This is a genomic window from Lactiplantibacillus herbarum, from assembly GCF_001039045.1.
Lineage (GTDB): Bacteria > Bacillota > Bacilli > Lactobacillales > Lactobacillaceae > Lactiplantibacillus > Lactiplantibacillus herbarum.
In genome coordinates, this window is record NZ_LFEE01000012.1 from 39,357 (window position 1) to 61,287 (window position 21,931).

Below are 21,931 nucleotides of genomic sequence, written 5' to 3' on the forward strand. Positions count from 1 at the left end.
ACTCTAGTGGGTATTAAGAAGTATAAACCAACCACTAACGGCCGTCGTAATATGACTGCTTCAGATTTCTCAGAAATCACAAAGACGAAGCCAGAAAAGTCATTATTAGAATCACAAAGCCACACAGCCGGTCGTAACAGTTATGGTCACATTACTGTTCGTCATCGTGGTGGCGGTCATAAGCAACAATACCGTTTGGTTGACTTTAAGCGGATTAAAGATGATGTTACTGCAACCGTTAAAGCAATCGAATACGATCCTAACCGTACTGCTAACATTGCATTGTTAGTATACGCTGATGGTATCAAATCTTATATTTTAGCACCAAAAGGTTTGGAAGTTGGTATGCAAGTTCAATCAGGTGTCGATGCCGATATCAAGGTTGGTAACGCATTACCATTAAACAACATTCCTGTTGGTACTGTTATCCATAATATTGAATTGAAGCCTGGTAAGGGTGGGCAATTAGCTCGTTCAGCTGGTACTTCAGCACAATTACTTGGTAAGGAAGGCAAATACGCTATTATTCGTTTGACTTCTGGTGAAGTTCGTTTAGTTCTATTAACTGGCCGTGCTACTATCGGTACTGTTGGTAATGAACAACATGAATTGATCAACTCAGGTAAGGCCGGTCGTACTCGTTGGCAAGGTAAACGCCCAACAGTTCGTGGGTCTGTAATGAACCCTAACGATCACCCTCATGGTGGTGGTGAAGGTAAAGCTCCAATTGGTCATCCATCTCCAATGTCTCCATGGGGTAAGAAGACTCTTGGTAAGAAGACTCGTAACAAGAAGGCTCGTTCAAACAAGCTTATCGTTCGTGGTCGTCGTCCAGGCAAGCACTAATCATATTTGAAATTACTGTAGTTATCGAGAGGAGGTCACACGAATGGGTCGTAGTTTAAAGAAGGGTCCTTTCGCAGATGCGCATTTATTAAAGAAAATCGATGCTCAATCTGATTCTGACAAGAAAACTGTCATTAAGACGTGGTCACGTCGTTCAACAATTTTCCCAAGTTTCATCGGGTATACAATCGCTGTTTATGATGGTCGTAAGCATGTCCCCGTTTATGTTCAAGACGACATGGTCGGTCATAAGTTAGGCGAATTTGTACCTACACGGACTTTCCATGGTCATGGAACAGACGATAAGAAAACAAAGTAATAGTTAGGAGGATATAAAGAATGGCTGAACAAGTAACATCTGCACGTGCAACTGCAAAGACTGTTCGTATTGCCGCTCGTAAGGTCCGCCTAGTTGTCGATCTTATCAGAGGTAAAAGTGTTGCCGAAGCTTTAGCAATTTTGAAGTTCACTCCACGGGGTGCTTCTCCAGTAGTAGAAAAGGTTTTACTTTCTGCTGTTGCTAACGCTGAAAACAACTTTGACTTAGATCGTGAAGACTTGGTAGTAAGTGAAACCTTTGTAAACGAAGGACCAACCTTAAAACGGTTCCGTCCACGTGCCAAGGGTTCTGCTTCTCCAATCAACAAGCGGACAAGCCACATCACAATTACAGTTACTGAAAAATAGGAGGGATAACGCGTGGGTCAAAAAGTAAATCCAACCGGATTACGTGTAGGGATCATTCGCGACTGGGAAGCAAAATGGTACGCTGAAAAAGATTTTGCTACTTACCTGAACGAAGATTTACGCATCCGTAAGTATATCGAACAACGACTTGCCGACGCTTCCGTCTCCACCATTGAAATCGAACGCGCTGCAAATCGTGTTAACATTTCAATCCATACCGCAAAACCAGGGATGGTTATCGGTAAGGGTGGTTCTGAAGTTGAAGCTCTTCGTAAAGAATTAAACAATTTAACTGGTAAGCGAGTACACATCAACATCATCGAAATCAAGAAACCTGATTTAGATGCTAAATTAGTTGGTGAAAGTATTGCACGTCAATTAGAAGGCCGTGTTGCTTTCCGTCGTGCTATGCGTGGTGCTATGCAACGTACTATGCGTTCTGGTGCCAAAGGTATCAAAGCACAAGTTGCTGGTCGTTTGAACGGTGCCGACATGTCTCGTGTCGAATCATACTCAGACGGTACGGTTCCATTGCATACGTTACGTGCTGATATCGATTATTCATGGGTTGAAGCCATGACTACTTACGGTAAATTAGGTGTTAAAACCTGGATCTACCGTGGCGAAATCTTGCCAGAAAAGAAATCTGCTAAAGGAGGAAACTAGACATGCTGGTACCTAAACGGGTTAAGTTTCGTCGTGTTCATCGTGGTAAAATGCGCGGTGAATCAAAGGGCGGTAAAACAGTTGCTTTTGGTGAATACGGGTTACAAACACTCGAATCACACTGGATCAGTAACCGGCAGATTGAAGCTGCACGTGTTGCTATGAACCGTTACATGAAGCGTGGCGGTAAGGTCTGGATTAAAATTTTCCCTCATAAGTCATTCACCGAAAAGGGTGTTGGTGTACGTATGGGTAATGGGAAAGGTACTCCTGCAGGTTGGGTAGCACCAGTTAAACGTAACAAGGTTATGTTTGAAGTTGCTGGTGTTCCTGAAGAAGTTGCTCGCGAAGCATTACGTTTGGCAAGCACTAAGTTACCTGTTAAAACTAAGATTGTTAAGCGTGAGGAAGTAGGTGGCGAATCAGATGAAGGCTAAGGAAATTAAAGCATTGTCAACTACTGAAATGCTTGAAAAAGAAAAGTCTTACAAAGACGAACTTTTCAACTTGCGTTTTCAATTGGCCACTGGTCAGCTGGAAAACACCGCTCGTTTAAAACAAGTTCGTAAGAACATTGCGCGTATTAAAACTGCGTTGCGTGAACAAGAATTAAACAAGTAGAGTATAAAGGAGGCAATCACGAATGAGTGAAGATACTCGTAACAGCCGTAAGGTTATCCAAGGACGCGTTGTTTCTGACAAGATGGATAAAACTATCGTTGTTGTAACAGAAACTTACAAGAATCATCCCGTATACGGCAAACGTGTTCGTTATTCAAAGAAATACAAGGCGCATGATGAAAAGAATGAAGCTAAAATTGGCGACATTGTTAAAATCATGGAAACTCGTCCTTTATCAGCTACTAAGCGTTTCCGCTTACTTGAAGTTATTCAAAAAGCTGTTATTATCTAGATTATTGGCTGAATTAAATTACACGAAGGGAGGACACTTACTGTGATCCAACAAGAAAGTCGTTTAAAAGTTGCTGACAATTCCGGTGCCCGCGAAATCCTTACTATTAAGGTACTAGGTGGCTCTGGTCGTAAAACTGCTAACATTGGTGATATCATTGTTGCTACGGTTAAACAAGCAACACCCGGTGGTGTTGTCAAAGCTCATGATGTTGTCAAGGCTGTGATCGTCCGGACTAAGTCTGGTGTTCACCGTGCTGATGGTTCATACATCAAGTTTGATGAAAATGCTGCAGTTATTATTCGTGATGACAAGACTCCACAAGGTACTCGTATCTTTGGACCTGTCGCTCGTGAATTACGTGATAAAGACTTCATGCGTATCGTTTCATTAGCCCCAGAAGTTCTCTAGTCACACACCGTAAATAAGGAGGTGCGCAACCTAATGTTGATTAAAACTGGTGATAAAGTTCGAGTAATCAGCGGTAAGGATCGTGGTCAAGAAGGTACTGTTAAAAAAGTTATCTCTGCCAAGAACCGTGTCGTTGTTGAAGGTGTTAACAAGATCAAGAAACACCAAAAACCAACGAACGTTAACCCACAAGGCGGTATCGTTGACATCGAAGCTCCACTTGATGCTTCTAACGTTATGATCCTTGACCCATCTACTAACGAACCTACTCGTTTAGGTGTTCGTCGTGAAGATGGCAAGCGTGTCCGTTACGCTAAAAAGTCTGGTAAAGACTTAGAAAACTAAGACTGACTGAAAGGAGGAAGCAAGATTCATGGAAAACCGTTTAAAAGCTCAATACGAAAAAGAAATCGTTCCAGCATTGGTTGACAAGTTTAGCTATACTTCAGTAATGCAAGTACCTAAGCTATCAAAAATTGTCTTAAACATGGGTGTTGGTGATGCAGTTACTAACGCTAAGAACTTAGACGAAGCAGTTGAAGAATTAACTTTGATCTCTGGCCAAAAACCTTTGGTTACTAAAGCAAAGAAATCTATCGCTGGTTTCCGTCTTCGTGAAGGTATGCCAATTGGTGCCAAAGTTGACTTACGTGGCGAACGTATGTATGACTTCTTGGACAAGTTGATCAACGTTTCATTACCTCGTGTTCGTGACTTCCATGGTGTTAGTACACGTTCATTCGATGGTCGCGGTAACTACACATTGGGTGTCCGTGAACAATTGATCTTCCCAGAAATCAACTATGATAATGTTAACCGTGTTCGCGGTTTGGACATTGTAATTGTCACAACAGCTGATAGTGATGAAGAATCACGTGAGTTGTTAACTCAATTTGGCATGCCATTTGCCAAATAATCCAAGGGGGTTAATCGAAGTTGGCTAAAAAATCACAAATTGCTAAACAAAAGCGCGGCGCAAAGTATAACGTACAAAACTATACTCGTTGCGAACAGTGTGGTCGTCCACATTCAGTTTACCGTAAATTCCACTTGTGCCGTATCTGCCTACGCGACCTGGCCCACAAAGGTCAAATTCCTGGCATGAAAAAGGCCAGCTGGTAAAAAACGAACCCAAGTTAAAGGAGGTTAAACTTTCATGATGACTGATCCAATCGCAGATTTCTTGACTCGTATTCGTAACGCTAACATGGTACGTCACGATTCATTAGAAGTTCCTGCATCAAAAATTAAACGCAACATTGCTGAAATTTTAAAAAATGAAGGTTTTGTTCGCGACGTTGAATATATCGATGATGACAAACAGGGCATCATCCGCGTCTTCCTGAAGTATGGTAAGGACAACGAACGTGTAATCAGTGGCTTGAAGCGTATTTCAAAGCCAGGTTTACGTTCATACGTTAAATCTGATGCTGTTCCTAAGGTCTTAAATGGTCTTGGTGTAGCTATCATCTCAACTTCAGAAGGTGTCATTACTGACAAAGAAGCTCGCGCTAAGAAGCTTGGCGGCGAAGTTTTAGCTTACGTTTGGTAATATCTAAATAAGACGGGAGGTGCAAATTAAGTGAGTCGTATTGGTAATAAATTAATTGAACTACCTACTGGGGTAGAAGTATCACAAGCTGGTGAAGTTGTTACGGTTAAGGGACCTAAAGGAACGTTAACTCGTAAGATTTCTACTGACATTACGATGACGGTTGAAGGCAACGAAGTTAAATTCACCCGCCCATCAGACGATTTCAAGATGAAGGCACTTCACGGTACTACCCGTGCAAATGTCAACAACATGGTTGAAGGAGTTGTCAAAGGCTTTACTAAGAATCTTCAATTGGTCGGTGTTGGTTACCGTGCCCAATTACAAGGTAAGAAATTAGTATTAAGCGTTGGTTACTCACATCCAGTTGAATTCACTACGCCTGAAAACTTAACTGTTGAAGTTCCTGATAACACGCACATCAATATCTCTGGTATTGGTAAGCAAGCTGTCGGTGACTTTGCTGCTGAAGTCCGGGCCATTCGTTCACCTGAACCTTACAAGGGTAAAGGTATTCGTTACATCGACGAAGTTGTTCGTCGTAAAGAAGGTAAAACTGGTAAATAATGCAGCTTAATGCTGTTCAGACTAATATATAGAGGTGACTATTGTGATTTCCAAACCAGATAAAAACAAAACACGTCAACATCGTCATGCACGTGTTCGCGGTAAGATTTCTGGGACTGCTGAGCGCCCACGCTTAAATGTTTATCGTTCAAACAAAAACATCTACGCTCAAGTTATTGATGATGTAGAGGGTGTAACGCTCGCAAGTGCCTCAACATTAGATAGCGAAGTTAAGGGTAACAACAATACCGAAAAGGCTACATCTGTTGGTGAAGTTGTTGCTAAACGTGCTGCCGAAAAGAAGATTACTGAAGTAGTCTTTGATCGTGGCGGTTACTTATACCACGGTCGGGTTCAAGCTTTGGCTGAAGCCGCTCGTGAAAACGGACTTAAATTCTAACAAAGGAGGAATAATACCATATGACTTTCATTGATCCATCAAAATTAGATCTTGACGATAACGTTGTTGCCATTAACCGGATTACCAAAGTTGTTAAGGGTGGTCGTCGCTTACGTTTTGCTGCATTAGTAATCGTTGGGGACCACAAAGGACACGTTGGTTTCGGTACTGGTAAAGCTCAAGAAGTTCCAGAAGCAATTCGGAAAGCTTCCGAAGCTGCTAAAAAGAACTTGATCTCTGTACCAATGGTTGGTACCACCATTCCTCATGAAGCACTTGGCGTATTCGGCGGTGGCCGTATTTTGCTTAAGCCTGCTGTTGAAGGTGCTGGGGTTGCCGCTGGTGGCGCCGTTCGTGCCGTCATGGAATTAGCCGGTGTGGATGATGTTACTAGTAAACGATTAGGCTCAAACACTCCTGTTAACGTTGTTCGCGCAACGTTTGAAGGCTTGAAGAGCTTAAAGACTGCTGAACAAGTCGCTGCATTACGTGGCGTTTCAGCTGATCACTTAGCTGAATAGGGAGGACAAACAACATGGCTCAATTAAAGATCACTTTAGTACGCAGTGCTGCTCACCGTCTTCCTAAGCAACGTAAAATCGTTAAGGAATTAGGTTTAGGCCGGATTAACAGTTCAGTTGTTAAACCTGATGACGCAGCTACTCGCGGTCAAATTTTCCTCATCGCTCACTTGATCGATGTTGAAATCGTTAAGTAATTTAAATTTTCAAAGAGGAGGTGCCTACTAAATGAAGTTACATGAATTAACACCTAGTGAAGGTTCACGTTTTTCACGTCGTCGTATTGGTCGTGGTGACTCTAGTGGCCAAGGTAAAACTTCTGGTCGTGGTCAAAAAGGTCAAAAGGCTCGTGGTAAAGTTCGTGTTGGATTCGAAGGTGGCCAAATGCCATTGTACCGTCGTATTCCTAAACGTGGATTTACTAACATCAACCGTAAAGAATATGCGGTTGTCAATCTTGACGGTTTAAACCGTTTCGAAGATGGTGCCGAAGTAACACCAGCATCATTGAAGGAAGCCGGTTTAGTTAAGAAGAGTGCAGCCGTTAAGATTCTTGGTAACGGTAAGCTTGACAAAAAGTTAACAGTTAAGGCAAGCAAGTTCTCTGCAACAGCTGTTGCAGCCATCGAAGCTGCTGGCGGTAAAACTGAGGTGATCTAATTTGCTGACTACCATGAAGAACGCTCTCAAAGTAAAGGATATTCGGAATAAACTTCTGTTCACCTTGGGCGTTTTGATTGTATTTCGTCTTGGCTCTTATATCACAGTTCCTGGAGTTAACGCGCAGGCTTTACAGTCGGTTGCGTCTTCAGGGCTGATAAGTATGTTGAATACATTCAGTGGTGGTGGATTAACAAATTATTCTATCCTTGCTATGGGGGTATCCCCTTACATTACTGCACAAATCATCGTTCAGTTGTTACAAATGGACATTGTTCCTAAGTTTGTTGAATGGGGCAAACAGGGTGAAGTTGGTCGTCGGAAGCTTAACCAAGCAACCAGATGGTTAACCATCGTCTTGGCCTTTGTTCAATCGATCGGGATTACCGCGGGTTTTAACTCTTTAAGTCAACTTAAATTAGTTAATAACCCAGGTGTCTCAACATACCTTACCATTGGGGTTATCCTCACTGGTGGAGCTATGTTGACTACTTGGTTGGGTGATATGATTACGGATCGTGGGATTGGTAATGGGGTTTCCATTATCATCTTCGCCGGGATCATTGCCCGTATCCCAACATCGATTTCGCAAATTTATCAAGAACAGTTCGTTAATGTTTCACAGAGCGACTGGTGGAAGAGTGGATTGTTCGTTGTAGGGTTGGCTTTGCTAGTTCTGATCATCGTTATGTTTGTAACGTGGGTCGAACAAGCTAACGACCGTATTCCGATTCAATACACACGTCGTGCAGCTGGTGCGCCTGACAGTAGTTACCTACCACTGAAGGTGAATGTTGCCGGGGTTATTCCTGTTATTTTCGCGAGTTCTTTCATTGCGACACCCCAAACAATTTTGCTAGGTTTTCAATCCAGTCATGGTGAGGATACTTGGTACACAGTTTTGACTAGTATCTTCAATATGCAGTCTACGATCGGTGCGATCCTATACACCGTATTGATTGTGCTCTTCACGTTCTTCTATGCGTTTGTTCAGGTTAATCCTGAGAAACTCTCCAAGAACTTGCAGAAGCAAGGCAGCTATATTCCTGGCGTTTGGCCAGGTAAGGATACGCAAAGCTGGGTTTCAAAATTGTTGATGCGATTAAGTACAGTTGGTGCCCTCTACCTTGGGTTGATTTCTTTGATTCCATTGTTAGCTTCTGATATTTGGGGCTTAGATGAATCCATTGGTTTAGGTGGTACAAGCTTATTGATTGTTGTTGGGGTTGCCCTTGAAACAATTCGTCAAATAAAAGGATTAATGATGAAGCGTGATTACGTCGGTTTCATTCGTTAATCAACGAATGTGTTGAGGAAACTCAGCACATTTGTGCATTCAGGAGGAAAAAACATGGGAACAATGAACCTGATTTTAATGGGTCTACCGGGTGCCGGTAAGGGTACTCAAGCTCAGAAGATTCTTGAAGATTTTGATATTCCACATATCTCAACCGGGGATATCTTCCGAGCAGCTATTAAGAACGAAACAGCAATGGGCTTGGAAGCTAAAAAGTATATTGATAAGGGTAACTTGGTTCCAGACGAAGTCACTAATGGCATCGTCCGTGACCGGTTAGCTGAAGCAGATACGAAAAACGGCTTCTTGTTAGATGGGTTTCCACGTAACATTGACCAAGCTCATGCTTTGAAAACGATTGGCGAAGAACTTAACAAACCACTTGATGGTGTAATCAACATTCATGTTGAACCATCAGTATTAGTTGAACGACTTTCCGGTCGATTCATCTGCCGGACATGTGGTGCAACTTATCATAAGTTATACAACATGCCTAAGGTAGATGGCACTTGTGATGTTTGTGGCGGTCATGATTTCTATCAACGAGATGATGACAAACCTGCAACCGTAAAGAATCGTTTGGATGTCAACGTTAAGTTGAACACGCCATTGATCGATTATTACGAACAAGAAAAAGTGCTTTACAATGTCGACGGTGATCGCGACATTGATGATGTTTATCAAGATATCAAAAAGATTCTTGATACCCTTTAAAACCAAGGCTCCCAGTACGCGGTGTTTGCTTTTCAAAGGCCGTTGTGATAAACTTATTCAGGTTTAGCCGTTGACTGATTTGATATTATTTTAATGTTATTTTAGACAATGACTGGTTCGAAAAGCGGACCAATACGTGGTAGCACGGAATCTTAGAATAAGGAGGGACTGTATTTGGCAAAGGAAGACGTCATCGAAATTCAAGGTATCATCAAAGAAACGATGCCTAACGCAATGTTTAAGGTTGAACTTGAAAACGGCGCTGAAATCTTGGCACACGTATCTGGTAAAATTCGAATGCATTACATTCGGATCTTACCTGGTGACAAGGTAACAGTTGAAATGTCACCTTATGATTTAACTAAGGGTCGGATTACTTACCGTTTCAAGTAACTTCGATTCTACGTACCTTAATAGGAGGTAAAATTCATGAAAGTAAGACCATCTGTTAAGCCAATGTGCGAACACTGTAAAGTGATTCGTCGTAAAGGCCGCGTGATGATTATCTGCTCTGCTAATCCAAAGCATAAGCAACGTCAAGGTAAATAATTTAACTAAGTTGGAGGTGAAATATTAATGGCTCGTATTGAAGGGATTGACTTACCACGTGACAAGCGTATTGTCATTGGTTTGACTTATATCTACGGTATCGGTAACACTACTGCACAAAAGATTCTTGTTGACGCTGGTGTTTCCGAAGACGTCCGTGTACGCGACTTAACTCCTGATCAAGAAGATAAGATCCGTGCCGTCGTTGATGGTTACAAAACTGAAGGTGACTTACGTCGTGAAGTTAGCTTAAACATCAAGTTATTACAAGAAATTGGCTCATATCGTGGTATGCGTCACCGTCGTGGTTTACCAGTTCGTGGACAACACACGAAGAACAATGCTCGTACTCGTAAGGGTAAAAAAGTTAGCATTGCTGGACGTAAAAAATAATAATAAAGGAGGTTTTCGAATTTTATGGCAACTAAAAAGACAACCCGTCGTCGTCGGGTAAAGAAGAATATTGAAGCCGGTGTGGCTCATATTCATTCAACGTTCAATAATACGCTTGTAATGATCACTGACATGCAAGGTAACGCTATTGCATGGTCATCAGCTGGTTCATTAGGTTTCAAGGGTAGTCGTAAGTCAACTCCTTTTGCTGCTCAAATGGCTGCAGAAGCTGCTGCTAAGGCATCAATGGAACATGGTATGAAGGTCGTTGAAGTCGCTGTTAAGGGTCCTGGTTCAGGTCGTGAAGCCGCAATCCGTGCTTTACAAGCTACCGGTTTGGAAGTTAGCGCAATTCGCGATGTAACACCAGTGCCTCATAATGGTTCTCGTCCTCCAAAGCGTCGTCGTGTTTAATCTGTGACGTTCATTTTGAGGGATAACTTCATTTTGTACGCACAATCACTAAACACTGCGCGCTTTGAAAGGGGTAAAAGATAAGAATGATTGAATTTGAAAAACCTAACATTCATAAAATTGATGAAAACGACAACTACGGTAAGTTTGTTGTAGAACCACTTGAACGTGGTTATGGGACAACCTTAGGGAATTCACTTCGTCGGATTCTTCTTTCTTCTTTACCTGGCGCTGCTGTTACTAGTATTCAAATTGATGGCGTTCTTCATGAATTTTCAACGGTTGAAGGTGTAACGGAAGACGTTACAGCTATTATCTTGAACGTTAAGAAGGTTGCGCTCAAGTTAAGTTCAGACGAAACCAAGACGTTAGAAATTGACGTTAAGGGTCCTGCAAACGTTACTGCCGGTGATATCATTGGTGATGCGGACGTAGAAGTCTTGAATCCAGACTTAGCAATTTGTACCGTAGCAGACGGGGCACACTTCCATATGCGTATGACCGCAAATACTGGTCGTGGTTATGTTTCCGCTGAGGATAACAAACATCGTGAAGATGACATGCCAATTGGTGTTTTAGCTGTCGATTCATTATATTCTCCAATCGAACGTGTCAACTACCAAGTTGAAAACACGCGGGTTGGTCAACGTGATGATTTTGATAAGTTAACCTTAGACGTTTGGACAAATGGTTCGATCACTCCGAGTGAAGCCATTAGTTTATCAGCCAAAATCCTGACTGATCACCTTTCAATCTTCGTAAACCTTACTGATGAAGCTAAGAACACTGATGTAATGGTCGAGAAGGAAGAAACGCATAAGGAAAAGATGTTAGAAATGACGATTGAAGAGTTAGATCTCTCCGTCCGTTCATATAATTGTTTGAAACGTGCTGGTATCAACACGGTTCAAGAATTAACTAACAAGACTGAAGCTGATATGATGAAGGTTCGTAACCTTGGACGCAAGTCACTCGAGGAAGTTAAAGCAAAATTAGCTGATCTTGGGTTATCATTACGCAAAGAAGACTAATTACAAAGGAGGATATCGTTCATGAGTTACCGTAAATTACAACGTACAAGTTCACAACGTCGTGCCTTATTACGTGATTTAACCACGTCATTACTCGTTAACGGCAAGATTGTAACTACCGAAGCCCGTGCTAAGGAAGTTCGTTCAACTGCTGACCAAATGATTTCGTTGGCTAAGAAGGGTGATTTAACTGCCCGTCGTAAGGCCGCTACATTTATGCGTGACGTCGTTGCTGATGTTAAAGAAGACGACGGCAATGTAGCTGTACAAACTGCTTTGCAAATGTTATTTAGTGACATTGCTCCTAAATATGCTGACCGCAATGGTGGTTACACACGAATTTACAAGACTATGCCTCGTCGTGGAGACGGTGCACCAATGGTTGTCTTGGAACTCGTTGACTAGTTAAATTTTTTACGGATCACTGGGACTGATGATTTACGGACGCTATGATGATGGTTACTTACGTGGTAACTAAGTCTAGTTCGGAAGTTGTTTATGGTAAACATAGATGGCATATCGCAGTTCTAAGTGATTTTTTTAGTGCCAGTCAATGAGAGGACCGTTAGTGGGGGTAACCCTGCTAACGGTCCTTTTCTTTGTCTAGCTATCGCTATCGGTAAGGGCTATCTGTGGCTAACACAGTGTTAGGTGTCTGAATTGTCATTCTAGCGTGATCGACTGGTCCTTATTAGTTAGCATAACGAAATAACCCGCACACTATGTTTGATAGGTGTGCGGGTTATTCGACGTGCAAATCTTTAATTATGGCGGTTCAATAATTGCTGAGTCAGGTTAATGAGATCCATTTTAGCAGGTTGGTCAGGTAGTTTGGATAAGCTGGCAAGAGCTTCATTCGTGTACTTGGTTGCTAGTTCTTGAGCGCGCTGAACGCCGCCAGCTGCAATCACGAGTTCTTGGACCCGTTGGCGTTGGTCAGCTGAGATCGCACCCTGAAGCCGCATCAGTGGTAGTAGTTCTTGTTTAGCGTCCGTCTGAAGTGCAAAGATTAATGGTGAGGTGTAGACACCCTCTGCGATGTCTTCTAGGACCGGCTTACCAGTCTCTTGACTGCCTTCTTGGTAATCCAAGATATCATCCAAGATCTGAAAGGCCATGCCAATTGCAATCCCTGTCTTGCGAGCACGCTGGGCGATGCGGGTGGATTGCCCAGATTCATAGGCACCTAGAAAACAGCTTAAACCGAATAGTTCGGCTGTTTTACCCTGAATCTGTTCCAAGTATTCAGCCATTGTGATATTGATCCGGTAGTGCCGGTCCTTCTGCTGAACCTCTCCTACCAGAATCTTTTCCATGTTCTCTGAATTCATCTGGATACTCTTAAAGCTACTCGAATATTTAGCCAGAATCTTGAACACGACTACGAATAGATAATCTCCTGCATAGACTGCGATATCCTTACCAAATTGTTCCTGAATACTGGCATGGTGTCGTCGTAGTTCAGCATCATCGATAATGTCATCATGAATCAGGGTTGCAGTGTGCAATGTTTCAAGTGAGGCAGATAGGGCTATCATGCGTTGCCGGTCGGTCTCTTTGAACTGTGAGAAGAGTAGGCAGTAAGCAGGGCGTAGTAACTTACCACCACCATGGATCATGGTAATGATGGCATCATTAATAGCTGAATCTGGAATATTAATGTTGCTAGTCATCAGTTGCATCACTTGCTGTAGTTCCGGTTGCAGGGCCGGGTAATCACGCCAGATTGGATGTAATTGCGTTGCCGATTGCATAAGTGTTACTCCTTTGTTTGATCAGGCTGGTTTTCATGATTGAATTTGAGATATTGTAGAATCGTGACGTGGGTGAACAAGTAGTTAGCAGCAATCCCCAGTGCACCCCCGGCTGCTAAACCAATGATCGATAAGATCGGCAGGTAGAGCATAACGGTCCAGGTCTGAGCGATGAGACTGGCAACTAAGAGCTGACCAACGTTGTGCATGACACCCCCAGTAGCGGAGATACCAATGATACTCACGCGTTTAGGTCCCAGTTGCTTGACTAGGATCATCGCAAACAGGCTCAGAAAGGCGCCTCCGAAACTATAGAGAAAAGTGGATAGGGTCCCACCGAGGAGGGCGCTTAGAATCAATCGCATCCAGGTTAACGTAAAGACATCGCGAAAGGACAGGGTGAAGATGGCGACGATTGTAATCAAGTTAGCCAGTCCCAATTTGGCACCAGGAGCAAAGGCAAACGGGAAGGGAATCATTCGTTCCAGGATACCGATGATGACACCTTGAGCAACTAGCAAAGCAATGTAGATATTGCGATGCGTTTTATTTGATTGTTCAAATGAATTATTCAATGAGTTTACTCCGTAACTAAACCGTTGCCGCCAGATTTAACGTGGCCATTGCTGGATTTAATCTCTACTAATAATTTGTGTGGCAAACAGACGATTGTCTGGCCGGGCTTGTGAATCCAGCCGCGGCGGACGCAGACTTGATCGGAACAGTTGGCTTTCGTGATAGCGACCTGTTTTGGTTTGAACGTGATGGTATTGTAGTGACCATCTTTTTCACGGTAAGTGTAGTGTTTCGTCTTAGTGAGCGTCGTGAGGTTGACCCGTTTTAAAACGGTACCATTATGCGAGACGACCGCGGTATAAGCGGTTCGATTAGTTTGGGCCGTTTTTTTAGCAATTGCAGCTGCCTGTTCAGCTTGCTGTTTTTGTTGATATGAAAAAATTGCTAGTGGAGTGAACGATAGCAGAATTAACGCAACAATAATAATAATATCAAACGGTTTGATCATAGCCCCATAACGTTTGAGGACGTGGTTCATTGCTCGTAATTTACGCATCGTTGGCCCTCCAATTCAATGATATAAAAATGGTTCAAGGGAAAAAAGCCACCCTTGAACCATCGGGAAACTATTCAATTAATTATAACGCATCTAGCGGGTTTTGACAGCATCGTAATGTGAGCTAACATTACCGTACCACCAATGTCCGAGGTGCTTTTGCATCCACGGAACGACCCAGTAGTCTAAACCAAATGTCCGGCCGGAACCGTTCATTAATGCTAAGGCCACGAAGACCATCCAGATATTGACCCAGTAGAACATCCCTGATAAACAGAAGACGACGACTAAACCAATTGTAACGGCGTTGGCAAACCAAGTGAATAGGCCAAAGAAGATACATAAGGCAATAATGATTTCAACACAAGTCATGAACTTCTGGAAGAAGAGTGCCATCTGCATGTTAGGAACGAAGAACTTAGTAATTGATTCGAACCAGTGTGGCATCTTGTCGAAGACCATCAAAGGATCTTTTCCATACATGTAAGATAAACTGAAGACACCCTTAGCAGCTTTTGCAGTTGTCGTAGCGGCTTCAGAAGCACCACTAGTTGCTGCGGCTTTAGTTGCCTGTGAGGCGCCACTAGTTGCGGCTACGGTAATCCAATCGAATGGTAAGCGTAGTTTGTCAGTGAACCAAGATTCAGATCCCTGAACCTTCGTCCAACAATCCCAGAGCCACATTGACCCGTAGAAGAATCGTAGTGGCACACTCCATAAGACGTTACCAGCTCGTGATACCCAACCACGGAAGACATTCCGATTATTGCGCGTCCGGAAGAATTCGTGCATGAAGTATTGGAATAGGTAGTAGCCAGAGAAAATCTGAACGTAGTACATCCAGTTAATCGCGTGCTTCAATAAGACGGCGATAAAACCAGAAACATTCCAATTGTCCAGCACTTGAGCAACGGCATATTTTGAACCAATCGAATCAACAGAGGCTTGGTAAGCACCCTTATATGGTTTGATAGTGGTGTCGGTATGGTCAACGTTCTTGATAATACTTTCAACAGCTTTGGCAGCTGTTTCTTCAGCACCTTGAACAATTTGTGGGACTGGACGTGGTTGGTCGGGTTCTTGGTAACTGGTTGAGTCACCGGCTAAGAAAATGTTGTTACAATCCTTAGCTTGCATGAACTCGTTAGCCATCAAACGGCCACCACGAGGGTTGGTTTCGATACCGAACTTTTTAACGATACTGTTAGCACGAACACCAGCAGTCCAGATCAACGTGTAGGTGTTGATTGGATCTTGGTCCTTGAGGTTAACATGATCTTCACAGACTTCGGTAATCATGGAGTTAGTCATGATATCGACACCGTGTTTGGTCATGTACTTCGCAGCTTTACCGGCTTGCGTCCGGTTGAGCATGTTGATGATCGTTGGTGCCGCTTCAACTAATTGTAACGTGATCTCACTAGGATCTAGTTTGTTGTCACGTGCCAAAACGTCACGGTATTCGATCAGTTCACCAATTAATTCAGAACCGGTGAAGCCAGGACCACAGACCGTGAACGTTAACATAGCCTTACGTTTAGTAGGGTCGAGTTCAGCGGCCCCACGACGAATGATTGCTGATAAATGAGAACGTAATGCCATGGCTTGTTCGAAGGACCATAATTCGAAGCCGTGTTCCTTAACTCCGGGAGTCCCAAAGTCATTTGATTCGCCACCCAAGCTAATGAGTAACTGATCATATTGATAACTGCCGTTTGTCGTAGTAACCGTTTGTTTGTCTTTATCGATGTCCGTTACGGTATCCGTAACTAGCCGAACATTCTTCCGTCGTGCAAATAACCGTTGCAGATCATATTGGATATGCTCAGGTTCCACCCGTTCAGTGGCGACTTCGTGTAATTCGGTCATGTACGTAAAGTATGAATGTCGATCGATTAACGTAATCTCAACGTCCGCATTTTTTTTGAAATGCTTAGACAGTTTTTTGGTTGCGTAAACTCCGGCAAACCCCGCACCGACAACGACAATATTCTTCTTTGCCATTGCGTAACAACTCCCTTGAATAATATAAAAATATAATTTCACTTACAATTATAACGATAATGTAAGCGGTTGTCTATTGATTCTTGATAAGAATGCATAATCAATCACATTATATGCGCCACGAAAGCTATGGCTAAATTACAAACTTGAAAAACGCTGCCATTGCTGGTGGTATTGACTTAAATATTATATTTTTTATCAATTATTATTGACTATTGATTCTGTAAACGTTAAGATTAATGTGAATTTTCATACAAAAAGATTAGGGAGTGGGATATTATGAAATTTAAGTCAGTTGTTACGGGTGCATCAGTTATTGCAGTTTCAGCACTAGCACTAGCAGGTTGTGGGAGCAGTTCATCAAGTTCTTCATCATCATCTTCAAAGAAGAGTTCATCTTCGAGTTCGTCATCACAAACCACTAAGGTTGCTAAGTTAACCACTGGAAGTAAAATGAAAGCGGGTACTTATAACCTCGAAGAAGAAAATTATTCACATGGTTACCGGACGAAGATCAGTCTTACCGTTAACGATAGCGGTAAAATCACGAAGTCTACTTATGATCAAGTGAACAAGAGTGGCAAGTCAAAATCTGACGATGCTTCATACAACAAGCAGATGAAGAAAGTTGCCGGAACTAATCCTAAGACTTACATGCCTAAGTTGAACAAGACTTTGACGGCCTCAGCTTCTACTGGTAACGTTGGCTCAATCGACGTTGTGACTGGTGCAACTGAATCATCAAAGACCTTCCAAAACTATACACAACAATTAGTTCAAGCTGCCCAAGCTGGCAATACTTCTACTATCAAGATCAACAACGGTGCCAAGATGAAAGATGGTACTTACACGTTGAACGAAAAGAACTACTCACACGGTTACAAAGTAACATTCTCAATTACGGTTAAGGATAACAAGATTACTAAGTCTGAATACAACCAAGTTAACAAGAATGGTAAATCTAAAGTTGACGACGCTTCATACAACAAACAAATGAAGAAGATCGCCAAGACTAACCCTAAGACTTACCAACCAGCTTTAAACAAGTCATTGGTTAAGAACAGTGACCCTACTAAGGTTGACGTTGTGACTGGTGCTACTGAATCTTCAAATACCTTCATTATGTACGCAGAACAATTACAAAATGCTGCACAAAATGGCGATAGGAAGACCATCACTGTCGACAACATGATTTTCTCTGAATAACGCAATTTAACATTGATTATTTTCGAGGCCTGAGGCGCATGCTGAGGGCCTTTTGTTTTTTACGGATACCTGAAGCTCTGGGGTAGTTGCTGTCTGTGAAATGTTTCTGATGCTGCCGGAATATGGCAGGTAGTTAAAGATTCTTAGCTAGATTTATTACGATGCTGTACATGCGGAATTTGTTCGCCTACCGGGGCAGTCGGACAACGCTGGAACGCCATGGGCACGGTTTTGAGCTCACCAGCCGAACCCGCTGGCAATCTCAAAACTCGGCCTTACACTAACCTGAGCAAACCACTCAGCTAAGTGTAATTTCATGCCTGAGCATTGTCAGACTACCCCTCACGGCTAGGTTGAGCTTCAAAATATTGATTAGATGTATCAAGATTTAATTTGATTGATCGCTATAAAAATAGAACTAGCTGATAGTTGTTCAGTTATCATCAGTTATAGACTGTCATCCAGTACATGCAATTTTAAATCATTAACACAGGCTAAACTGAAATTTTGGTATAATAATGAGTGAAATTATAATAGGGGAAGTATTGGGAATGAAACTAAAAAGATGGCTCCAGATTGGGTTAGTTGCGATGTTACTCGTGCCTCTTACGGCATGTGGCACTAGCAGTAGTAAAAAAGCGGCCAGTAATCGGCCTAAGCCCACTAAAGTTGTGAAGACGCCTACCGAAGATACCCAGTTTATGATGGGAACGGTTGTAACGTTGCGCGTCTACAACAAGGGTAAGGACAACGTGGTAGCCGGTGCCTTTAAGTTGCTTAAAAAAGAGGCTAAGAAGGTAACGGTCAACCAAAAGGGTTCAGAAATCGATAAGATCAACGCTGCCGCTGGTAAAAAGCCAGTGGTTGTCAGCAAGGATATCTATCCAATGATCAAAGCAGCTTACTACTACAGTAAGAACTCGGATGAATCGTTTGATCTCGCAATCGGACCGATTACCTCACTGTGGCATATCGGTTTCTCAGATGCTAAAGTGCCAACGCAACAAGAAATTGATCAAAACGTTAAGTTAGTTGATTATACGAAGGTCAAGTTAAATGATAAGAAGCATTCCGTTTATCTTGAAGAAAAAGGCATGCAGCTGGACCTTGGTGGGATCGCTAAGGGTTACATGACTGATCAAGTTAAAACTTACTTCTTAAATCACGGTGTTTCAACGGCGATCATTGACCTTGGTGGGAACATCTATGTCATGGGTGACAGTCCTAAAGGCACTAAGTCTGGGAACTGGACCGTTGGGATTCAAGATCCGAAAGCTTCTCGTGGGACTGCGATCGGTTCACTGCCAGCTAAGAACATGTCGATCGTAACGTCTGGTATCTATGAACGCTACTTGAAGAAGAACGGTAAAGTTTATAGTCATTTGATGGATCCTAAGACGGGTTCGCCTTATCAAAACAACTTGATGGGTGTTTCAATCATTTCTAAGAAGTCCGTTGATGGCGATGGCTTATCGACAGCGACCTTTGATAAGGGCTTAAAAGCAGGGATGAAGTATATTAATGGTAAATCAGATCAAGGTATCGGTGCCATCTTCATTACTAAGGATAAAAAGGTCTACGTTTCAGACAACTTGAAGAAGAAGTTTACGTTGTTTGGTGACGAGGGTTACAAATTAGGACCAGTCAGTGATCTGAAGTAGGCTTGACGCGCAGAACTGGGATGATACAAGTTGCTTGAGATATGTTATGATAATAAGCATGAATTTTAAGGAAATGAGGGACCATCGTGAGTTCGATTATTGACGTTGAACATTTAAATTACCGTTATCCGCAACAGGCGGCTGACGAACTAACGTTACGGGACATTTCGTTTACGGTGGCTCCAGGTGAATGGGTGGCGATCGTTGGCCACAACGGTTCTGGTAAGTCGACCTTAGCCAAAAACCTCAATGGCTTACTAGCGCCGGCGGCCGGGACGATTACTGTTGACGGTCAAGTCTTATCAGAAGAGACCGTCTGGGATATTCGGACCAAAATTGGCATGGTATTTCAAAATCCTGACAACCAGTTTGTCGGTGCGACCGTAGCGGATGACGTGGCGTTCAGCTTGGAAAACCAAGGGATTCCTCGTGACGAGATGCTTAAACGGGTCGCAGCTGCATTAAAACAAGTGGATATGCAGGACTTTGCTACTCGTGAACCAGCACGGCTATCAGGTGGGCAAAAGCAGCGAGTGGCTCTAGCCGGAATGATTGCGGCTCAGCCCCAAATCCTGATTCTTGACGAAGCCACCTCAATGTTAGATCCGCGTGGGCGCCAAGAAGTTTTGGCAACGATTCGACAAATGAAGGCGGCGTCAGCTTTAACCGTCCTGTCGATTACGCATGATATTGATGAGGCTGCTAGTGCTAACCGGGTCCTCGTGATCAATGACGGTGAACTCAAAGAAGAGGGAACGCCGGCTGAAATTTTCCAACACGGCGAAGAACTGATTAAGATGGGCTTAGACATGCCGTACGCTGAACGTTTGAAAGCAGCGTTGAAACGGCAAGGGATGCAAGTTCCAGCAACGTATTTAACTGAGAAAGGGATGGCGGACTGGTTATGGCAATTACGTTCAAACAAGTAGATTTTACTTACCAACCGGGCACCCCGTTCGCAACGAATGCGTTAACCGATATTAATGTCACGATTCCAACCGGTTCTTATACCGCGTTGATTGGCCATACCGGTAGTGGTAAGTCGACCTTACTGCAACACCTCAATGCGCTATTAAAACCAACCAGTGGGACTGTCACGATTGGTGAACGCGTCATCACACCGACAACGAGTAATAAGGACCTGAAGAGTTTGCGCCAACAAGTCGGCATCGTCTTTCAATTTCCTGAAAGCCAGTTGTTTGAAGAAACGGTCGTAAAGGATATTGCTTTTGGTCCACAAAACTTCGGTGTCAGTGAGGAAGATGCGCACCAAACGGCTGCCAAAATGTTGGCGCTAGTTGGTTTAGATCAATCACTATTAGAACGGTCACCATTTGATTTATCCGGTGGTCAGATGCGACGGGTCGCCATTGCTGGAGTACTGGCAATGCAACCCAAAGTATTAGTACTGGATGAACCAACGGCGGGGCTTGATCCCCAGGGGCGTTTGGAAATGATGCAAATGTTTGCTCGCTTGCGTCATGAGCAGGAGCTGACTGTTGTCCTCGTTACCCATCAGATGGATGATGTCGCAGATTATGCGGACAATGTCATTGTGATGGATCAGGGACGCGTTGTGAAGACGGGAACGCCACGAGAAATCTTTGCGGACCCTCAGTGGTTGACTGAACATCAATTGGGGCTTCCTAAGACTACCGCTTTTGCACAGACGTTACGGGAGCAAGGCTGGCAATTTGACCAGTTACCACTGACGGAAGACGAACTAGCGCAAATGCTTAAGTCTCAATTAGCACCCAGTCTAGCACCTAGTCATTTTGGGGAGGGTACTGCCCATGATGAATAAATTGATTTTTGGTCGCTATGTTCCGGGAAATTCGGTCGTTCACCGGATGGATCCGCGTGCTAAGCTACTTCTAAGTTTTTACTTTATCGGCATTATTTTTATTGCGAATAGTTGGCTAACTTATTTAGTGTTATTTGCCTTCACATTAGCTGCTATCTATCTCTCAGGTGTGAAGTGGTCGTTCTTCATCAATGGGGTTAAACCACTGATTTGGTTGATTCTGTTCACCGTGGTCCTACAAGTGTTGTTCAGTGCCGGTGGTGGGCACGTTTACTTCCAGTGGGGGATTATCACGATTAGCCAGAGTGGGCTGATCAACGGGGTGTATATCTTCTGTCGCTTCGTGCTGATTATCTTTATGTCAACGTTACTCACGTTGACGACGCCACCACTGGAACTGTCTGATGCGATTGAATATATTCTGATGCCATTAAAAGTGGTTCACTTTCCCGTTTACGAAGTCGCATTAATGTTATCAATTGCGTTGCGCTTTGTGCCAACGTTGATGGATGAAACGGAAAAGATTATGAATGCGCAACGTGCTCGTGGTGTCGACTTTGGGGAAGGTAATATCTTCCAGCAAATGCGCGCCGTGGTACCATTGCTGATTCCATTGTTCGTTAGTTCATTTAATCGGGCTGAAGATTTGGCCACAGCGATGGAAGCCCGGGGTTATCAAGGCGGAGAGGGACGTAGTAAGTTCCGTATCCTGAAGTGGCAAATGCGCGATACATGGGCAACCATTAGCTTTGCCGTCCTAACCGTTGCTCTGATCCTGTTACGAGCTTAGTTTAATAATGAGCGTGGGG

The 21,931-nt window shown here is 43.3% G+C and carries 34 protein-coding genes; 30 read left to right on the top strand and 4 right to left on the bottom strand.

Features of this window, described 5'->3' with window-relative positions; all coding sequences use genetic code 11:
* Positions 1–6: 6 nt before the first annotated feature.
* The 25 genes from rplB to rplQ all read left to right on the top strand — a co-directional run bounded on the left by rplB (position 7) and on the right by rplQ (position 12,026).
* Entirely contained in the window at positions 7–846 is an 840-nt protein-coding gene (gene rplB, locus ACG95_RS03550; RefSeq protein WP_047999180.1) for a 50S ribosomal protein L2, read from the top strand.
* Positions 847–889: 43 nt separating this feature from the next.
* Positions 890–1,165, top strand: a complete 276-nt coding sequence (gene rpsS, locus ACG95_RS03555) for a 30S ribosomal protein S19 (protein WP_047999181.1) — start codon at positions 890–892, stop codon at positions 1,163–1,165.
* Between the two features lie 20 nt (positions 1,166–1,185).
* Positions 1,186–1,533, top strand: a complete 348-nt coding sequence (gene rplV, locus ACG95_RS03560) for a 50S ribosomal protein L22 (RefSeq protein ID WP_047999182.1) — start codon at positions 1,186–1,188, stop codon at positions 1,531–1,533.
* Between the two features lie 12 nt (positions 1,534–1,545).
* Positions 1,546–2,199 (top strand): 30S ribosomal protein S3, encoded by a 654-nt coding sequence (rpsC, locus tag ACG95_RS03565; RefSeq protein WP_047999183.1) that lies wholly within the window; start codon positions 1,546–1,548, stop codon positions 2,197–2,199.
* Between the two features lie 2 nt (positions 2,200–2,201).
* Positions 2,202–2,636 carry a 50S ribosomal protein L16 gene (gene rplP / locus ACG95_RS03570; RefSeq protein WP_047999184.1) on the top strand — a complete coding sequence of 145 codons (435 nt, stop codon included), beginning with the start codon at positions 2,202–2,204 and terminating at the stop codon, positions 2,634–2,636.
* Positions 2,626–2,820 carry a 50S ribosomal protein L29 gene (gene rpmC / locus ACG95_RS03575; RefSeq protein ID WP_003638068.1) on the top strand — a complete coding sequence of 65 codons (195 nt, stop codon included), beginning with the start codon at positions 2,626–2,628 and terminating at the stop codon, positions 2,818–2,820. Before rplP ends, rpmC begins: the two co-directional genes overlap by 11 nt.
* A gap of 22 nt (positions 2,821–2,842) precedes the next feature.
* Positions 2,843–3,112, top strand: a complete 270-nt coding sequence (gene rpsQ / locus ACG95_RS03580; protein ID WP_047999185.1) for a 30S ribosomal protein S17 — start codon at positions 2,843–2,845, stop codon at positions 3,110–3,112.
* Positions 3,113–3,154: 42 nt separating this feature from the next.
* Positions 3,155–3,523: a 50S ribosomal protein L14 gene (gene rplN, locus ACG95_RS03585; RefSeq protein WP_003638070.1), complete on the top strand. Its 369-nt coding sequence runs from the start codon at positions 3,155–3,157 to the stop codon at positions 3,521–3,523.
* 33 nt (positions 3,524–3,556) lie between these two features.
* A complete protein-coding gene (rplX, locus tag ACG95_RS03590; protein WP_047999186.1) occupies positions 3,557–3,868 on the top strand; it encodes a 50S ribosomal protein L24 in 312 nt (103 codons plus the stop codon).
* A gap of 28 nt (positions 3,869–3,896) precedes the next feature.
* Complete coding sequence (gene rplE / locus ACG95_RS03595) at positions 3,897–4,439, top strand: 50S ribosomal protein L5 (RefSeq protein ID WP_047999187.1); 543 nt, start codon at positions 3,897–3,899, stop codon at positions 4,437–4,439.
* Positions 4,440–4,459: 20 nt separating this feature from the next.
* Positions 4,460–4,645, top strand: coding sequence for a type Z 30S ribosomal protein S14 (locus tag ACG95_RS14145; RefSeq protein ID WP_082137291.1), 186 nt, complete (start codon positions 4,460–4,462; stop codon positions 4,643–4,645).
* A gap of 34 nt (positions 4,646–4,679) precedes the next feature.
* Positions 4,680–5,075 carry a 30S ribosomal protein S8 gene (rpsH, locus tag ACG95_RS03600; protein ID WP_047999188.1) on the top strand — a complete coding sequence of 132 codons (396 nt, stop codon included), beginning with the start codon at positions 4,680–4,682 and terminating at the stop codon, positions 5,073–5,075.
* A 30-nt stretch (positions 5,076–5,105) separates the two neighbouring features.
* Positions 5,106–5,642 (top strand): 50S ribosomal protein L6, encoded by a 537-nt coding sequence (rplF, locus tag ACG95_RS03605; RefSeq protein WP_047999189.1) that lies wholly within the window; start codon positions 5,106–5,108, stop codon positions 5,640–5,642.
* Between the two features lie 43 nt (positions 5,643–5,685).
* Complete coding sequence (rplR, locus tag ACG95_RS03610; protein ID WP_152668277.1) at positions 5,686–6,042, top strand: 50S ribosomal protein L18; 357 nt, start codon at positions 5,686–5,688, stop codon at positions 6,040–6,042.
* 20 nt (positions 6,043–6,062) lie between these two features.
* Positions 6,063–6,563, top strand: coding sequence for a 30S ribosomal protein S5 (rpsE, locus tag ACG95_RS03615; protein ID WP_047999191.1), 501 nt, complete (start codon positions 6,063–6,065; stop codon positions 6,561–6,563).
* Positions 6,564–6,577: 14 nt separating this feature from the next.
* Entirely contained in the window at positions 6,578–6,760 is a 183-nt protein-coding gene (gene rpmD / locus ACG95_RS03620) for a 50S ribosomal protein L30 (protein WP_047999192.1), read from the top strand.
* Positions 6,761–6,791: 31 nt separating this feature from the next.
* Entirely contained in the window at positions 6,792–7,223 is a 432-nt protein-coding gene (rplO, locus tag ACG95_RS03625) for a 50S ribosomal protein L15 (RefSeq protein ID WP_047999193.1), read from the top strand.
* Between the two features lies 1 nt (position 7,224).
* Complete coding sequence (gene secY, locus ACG95_RS03630) at positions 7,225–8,520, top strand: preprotein translocase subunit SecY (protein ID WP_047999194.1); 1,296 nt, start codon at positions 7,225–7,227, stop codon at positions 8,518–8,520.
* A gap of 63 nt (positions 8,521–8,583) precedes the next feature.
* The gene (locus tag ACG95_RS03635; RefSeq protein WP_337588703.1) at positions 8,584–9,234 is read left to right on the top strand and encodes an adenylate kinase; all 651 of its coding nucleotides are present in this window, start codon (positions 8,584–8,586) and stop codon (positions 9,232–9,234) included.
* A gap of 174 nt (positions 9,235–9,408) precedes the next feature.
* Entirely contained in the window at positions 9,409–9,627 is a 219-nt protein-coding gene (infA, locus tag ACG95_RS03640) for a translation initiation factor IF-1 (protein WP_047999196.1), read from the top strand.
* A gap of 36 nt (positions 9,628–9,663) precedes the next feature.
* Positions 9,664–9,783 (top strand): 50S ribosomal protein L36, encoded by a 120-nt coding sequence (gene rpmJ / locus ACG95_RS03645; RefSeq protein WP_003638083.1) that lies wholly within the window; start codon positions 9,664–9,666, stop codon positions 9,781–9,783.
* 27 nt (positions 9,784–9,810) lie between these two features.
* Complete coding sequence (gene rpsM / locus ACG95_RS03650; protein WP_047999197.1) at positions 9,811–10,176, top strand: 30S ribosomal protein S13; 366 nt, start codon at positions 9,811–9,813, stop codon at positions 10,174–10,176.
* 24 nt (positions 10,177–10,200) lie between these two features.
* Positions 10,201–10,590, top strand: coding sequence for a 30S ribosomal protein S11 (gene rpsK / locus ACG95_RS03655; RefSeq protein ID WP_047999198.1), 390 nt, complete (start codon positions 10,201–10,203; stop codon positions 10,588–10,590).
* Positions 10,591–10,676: 86 nt separating this feature from the next.
* A complete protein-coding gene (locus ACG95_RS03660; RefSeq protein WP_047999199.1) occupies positions 10,677–11,621 on the top strand; it encodes a DNA-directed RNA polymerase subunit alpha in 945 nt (314 codons plus the stop codon).
* Positions 11,622–11,642: 21 nt separating this feature from the next.
* Complete coding sequence (gene rplQ, locus ACG95_RS03665; RefSeq protein WP_047999200.1) at positions 11,643–12,026, top strand: 50S ribosomal protein L17; 384 nt, start codon at positions 11,643–11,645, stop codon at positions 12,024–12,026.
* A gap of 356 nt (positions 12,027–12,382) precedes the next feature.
* On the opposite strand, the gene ACG95_RS03670 is transcribed toward rplQ, so the two are convergent.
* From ACG95_RS03670 to ACG95_RS03685, 4 genes are all read right to left on the bottom strand, one after another.
* A complete protein-coding gene (locus tag ACG95_RS03670; RefSeq protein WP_047999201.1) occupies positions 12,383–13,375 on the bottom strand; it encodes a polyprenyl synthetase family protein in 993 nt (330 codons plus the stop codon).
* A gap of 5 nt (positions 13,376–13,380) precedes the next feature.
* Positions 13,381–13,950, bottom strand: coding sequence for a Gx transporter family protein (locus tag ACG95_RS03675; RefSeq protein ID WP_047999202.1), 570 nt, complete (start codon positions 13,948–13,950; stop codon positions 13,381–13,383).
* A 5-nt stretch (positions 13,951–13,955) separates the two neighbouring features.
* Entirely contained in the window at positions 13,956–14,447 is a 492-nt protein-coding gene (locus ACG95_RS03680) for a NusG domain II-containing protein (RefSeq protein WP_047999203.1), read from the bottom strand.
* A gap of 93 nt (positions 14,448–14,540) precedes the next feature.
* On the bottom strand, positions 14,541–16,451 hold the full coding sequence (locus ACG95_RS03685; RefSeq protein ID WP_047999204.1) for an FAD-dependent oxidoreductase: 1,911 nt from the start codon (positions 16,449–16,451) through the stop codon (positions 14,541–14,543).
* A gap of 279 nt (positions 16,452–16,730) precedes the next feature.
* Between ACG95_RS03685 and pplA the strand changes: the two genes are divergently transcribed.
* The 5 genes from pplA to ACG95_RS03710 all read left to right on the top strand — a co-directional run bounded on the left by pplA (position 16,731) and on the right by ACG95_RS03710 (position 21,912).
* On the top strand, positions 16,731–17,657 hold the full coding sequence (gene pplA, locus ACG95_RS03690; RefSeq protein WP_047999205.1) for an extracellular electron transfer flavoprotein PplA: 927 nt from the start codon (positions 16,731–16,733) through the stop codon (positions 17,655–17,657).
* A gap of 551 nt (positions 17,658–18,208) precedes the next feature.
* Positions 18,209–19,318 (top strand): FAD:protein FMN transferase, encoded by a 1,110-nt coding sequence (locus tag ACG95_RS03695; RefSeq protein ID WP_047999206.1) that lies wholly within the window; start codon positions 18,209–18,211, stop codon positions 19,316–19,318.
* Between the two features lie 86 nt (positions 19,319–19,404).
* The gene (locus ACG95_RS03700) at positions 19,405–20,247 is read left to right on the top strand and encodes an energy-coupling factor ABC transporter ATP-binding protein (protein ID WP_047999207.1); all 843 of its coding nucleotides are present in this window, start codon (positions 19,405–19,407) and stop codon (positions 20,245–20,247) included.
* Positions 20,223–21,122: an energy-coupling factor ABC transporter ATP-binding protein gene (locus ACG95_RS03705; RefSeq protein WP_047999208.1), complete on the top strand. Its 900-nt coding sequence runs from the start codon at positions 20,223–20,225 to the stop codon at positions 21,120–21,122. Before ACG95_RS03700 ends, ACG95_RS03705 begins: the two co-directional genes overlap by 25 nt.
* Positions 21,112–21,912 (top strand): energy-coupling factor transporter transmembrane component T family protein, encoded by an 801-nt coding sequence (locus ACG95_RS03710; protein ID WP_047999209.1) that lies wholly within the window; start codon positions 21,112–21,114, stop codon positions 21,910–21,912. Before ACG95_RS03705 ends, ACG95_RS03710 begins: the two co-directional genes overlap by 11 nt.
* The last annotated feature ends 19 nt before the right edge of the window (positions 21,913–21,931 follow it).

Bases quoted from the DNA above. Each gene is read 5' to 3' on its own strand.
- rplE (WP_047999187.1), top strand. From the start codon at position 3,897: ATGGAAAACCGTTTAAAAGCTCAATACGAAAAAGAAATCGTTCCAGCA.
- rpsE (WP_047999191.1), top strand. From the start codon at position 6,063: ATGACTTTCATTGATCCATCAAAATTAGATCTTGACGATAACGTTGTT.
- rpmC (WP_003638068.1), top strand. From the start codon at position 2,626: ATGAAGGCTAAGGAAATTAAAGCATTGTCAACTACTGAAATGCTTGAA.
- ACG95_RS03670 (WP_047999201.1), bottom strand. From the start codon at position 13,375: ATGCAATCGGCAACGCAATTACATCCAATCTGGCGTGATTACCCGGCC.
- rpsK (WP_047999198.1), top strand. From the start codon at position 10,201: ATGGCAACTAAAAAGACAACCCGTCGTCGTCGGGTAAAGAAGAATATT.
- ACG95_RS03660 (WP_047999199.1), top strand. From the start codon at position 10,677: ATGATTGAATTTGAAAAACCTAACATTCATAAAATTGATGAAAACGAC.
- ACG95_RS03635 (WP_337588703.1), top strand. From the start codon at position 8,584: ATGAACCTGATTTTAATGGGTCTACCGGGTGCCGGTAAGGGTACTCAA.
- ACG95_RS03695 (WP_047999206.1), top strand. From the start codon at position 18,209: ATGAAACTAAAAAGATGGCTCCAGATTGGGTTAGTTGCGATGTTACTC.
- rplO (WP_047999193.1), top strand. From the start codon at position 6,792: ATGAAGTTACATGAATTAACACCTAGTGAAGGTTCACGTTTTTCACGT.
- ACG95_RS03685 (WP_047999204.1), bottom strand. From the start codon at position 16,451: ATGGCAAAGAAGAATATTGTCGTTGTCGGTGCGGGGTTTGCCGGAGTT.
- rpsH (WP_047999188.1), top strand. From the start codon at position 4,680: ATGATGACTGATCCAATCGCAGATTTCTTGACTCGTATTCGTAACGCT.
- ACG95_RS03705 (WP_047999208.1), top strand. From the start codon at position 20,223: ATGGCAATTACGTTCAAACAAGTAGATTTTACTTACCAACCGGGCACC.
- rpmJ (WP_003638083.1), top strand. From the start codon at position 9,664: ATGAAAGTAAGACCATCTGTTAAGCCAATGTGCGAACACTGTAAAGTG.
- ACG95_RS03710 (WP_047999209.1), top strand. From the start codon at position 21,112: ATGATGAATAAATTGATTTTTGGTCGCTATGTTCCGGGAAATTCGGTC.
- rpmD (WP_047999192.1), top strand. From the start codon at position 6,578: ATGGCTCAATTAAAGATCACTTTAGTACGCAGTGCTGCTCACCGTCTT.
- rplQ (WP_047999200.1), top strand. From the start codon at position 11,643: ATGAGTTACCGTAAATTACAACGTACAAGTTCACAACGTCGTGCCTTA.
- rplV (WP_047999182.1), top strand. From the start codon at position 1,186: ATGGCTGAACAAGTAACATCTGCACGTGCAACTGCAAAGACTGTTCGT.
- rpsS (WP_047999181.1), top strand. From the start codon at position 890: ATGGGTCGTAGTTTAAAGAAGGGTCCTTTCGCAGATGCGCATTTATTA.
- rplP (WP_047999184.1), top strand. From the start codon at position 2,202: ATGCTGGTACCTAAACGGGTTAAGTTTCGTCGTGTTCATCGTGGTAAA.
- rpsQ (WP_047999185.1), top strand. From the start codon at position 2,843: ATGAGTGAAGATACTCGTAACAGCCGTAAGGTTATCCAAGGACGCGTT.
- pplA (WP_047999205.1), top strand. From the start codon at position 16,731: ATGAAATTTAAGTCAGTTGTTACGGGTGCATCAGTTATTGCAGTTTCA.
- rplX (WP_047999186.1), top strand. From the start codon at position 3,557: ATGTTGATTAAAACTGGTGATAAAGTTCGAGTAATCAGCGGTAAGGAT.
- rpsM (WP_047999197.1), top strand. From the start codon at position 9,811: ATGGCTCGTATTGAAGGGATTGACTTACCACGTGACAAGCGTATTGTC.
- ACG95_RS03680 (WP_047999203.1), bottom strand. From the start codon at position 14,447: ATGCGTAAATTACGAGCAATGAACCACGTCCTCAAACGTTATGGGGCT.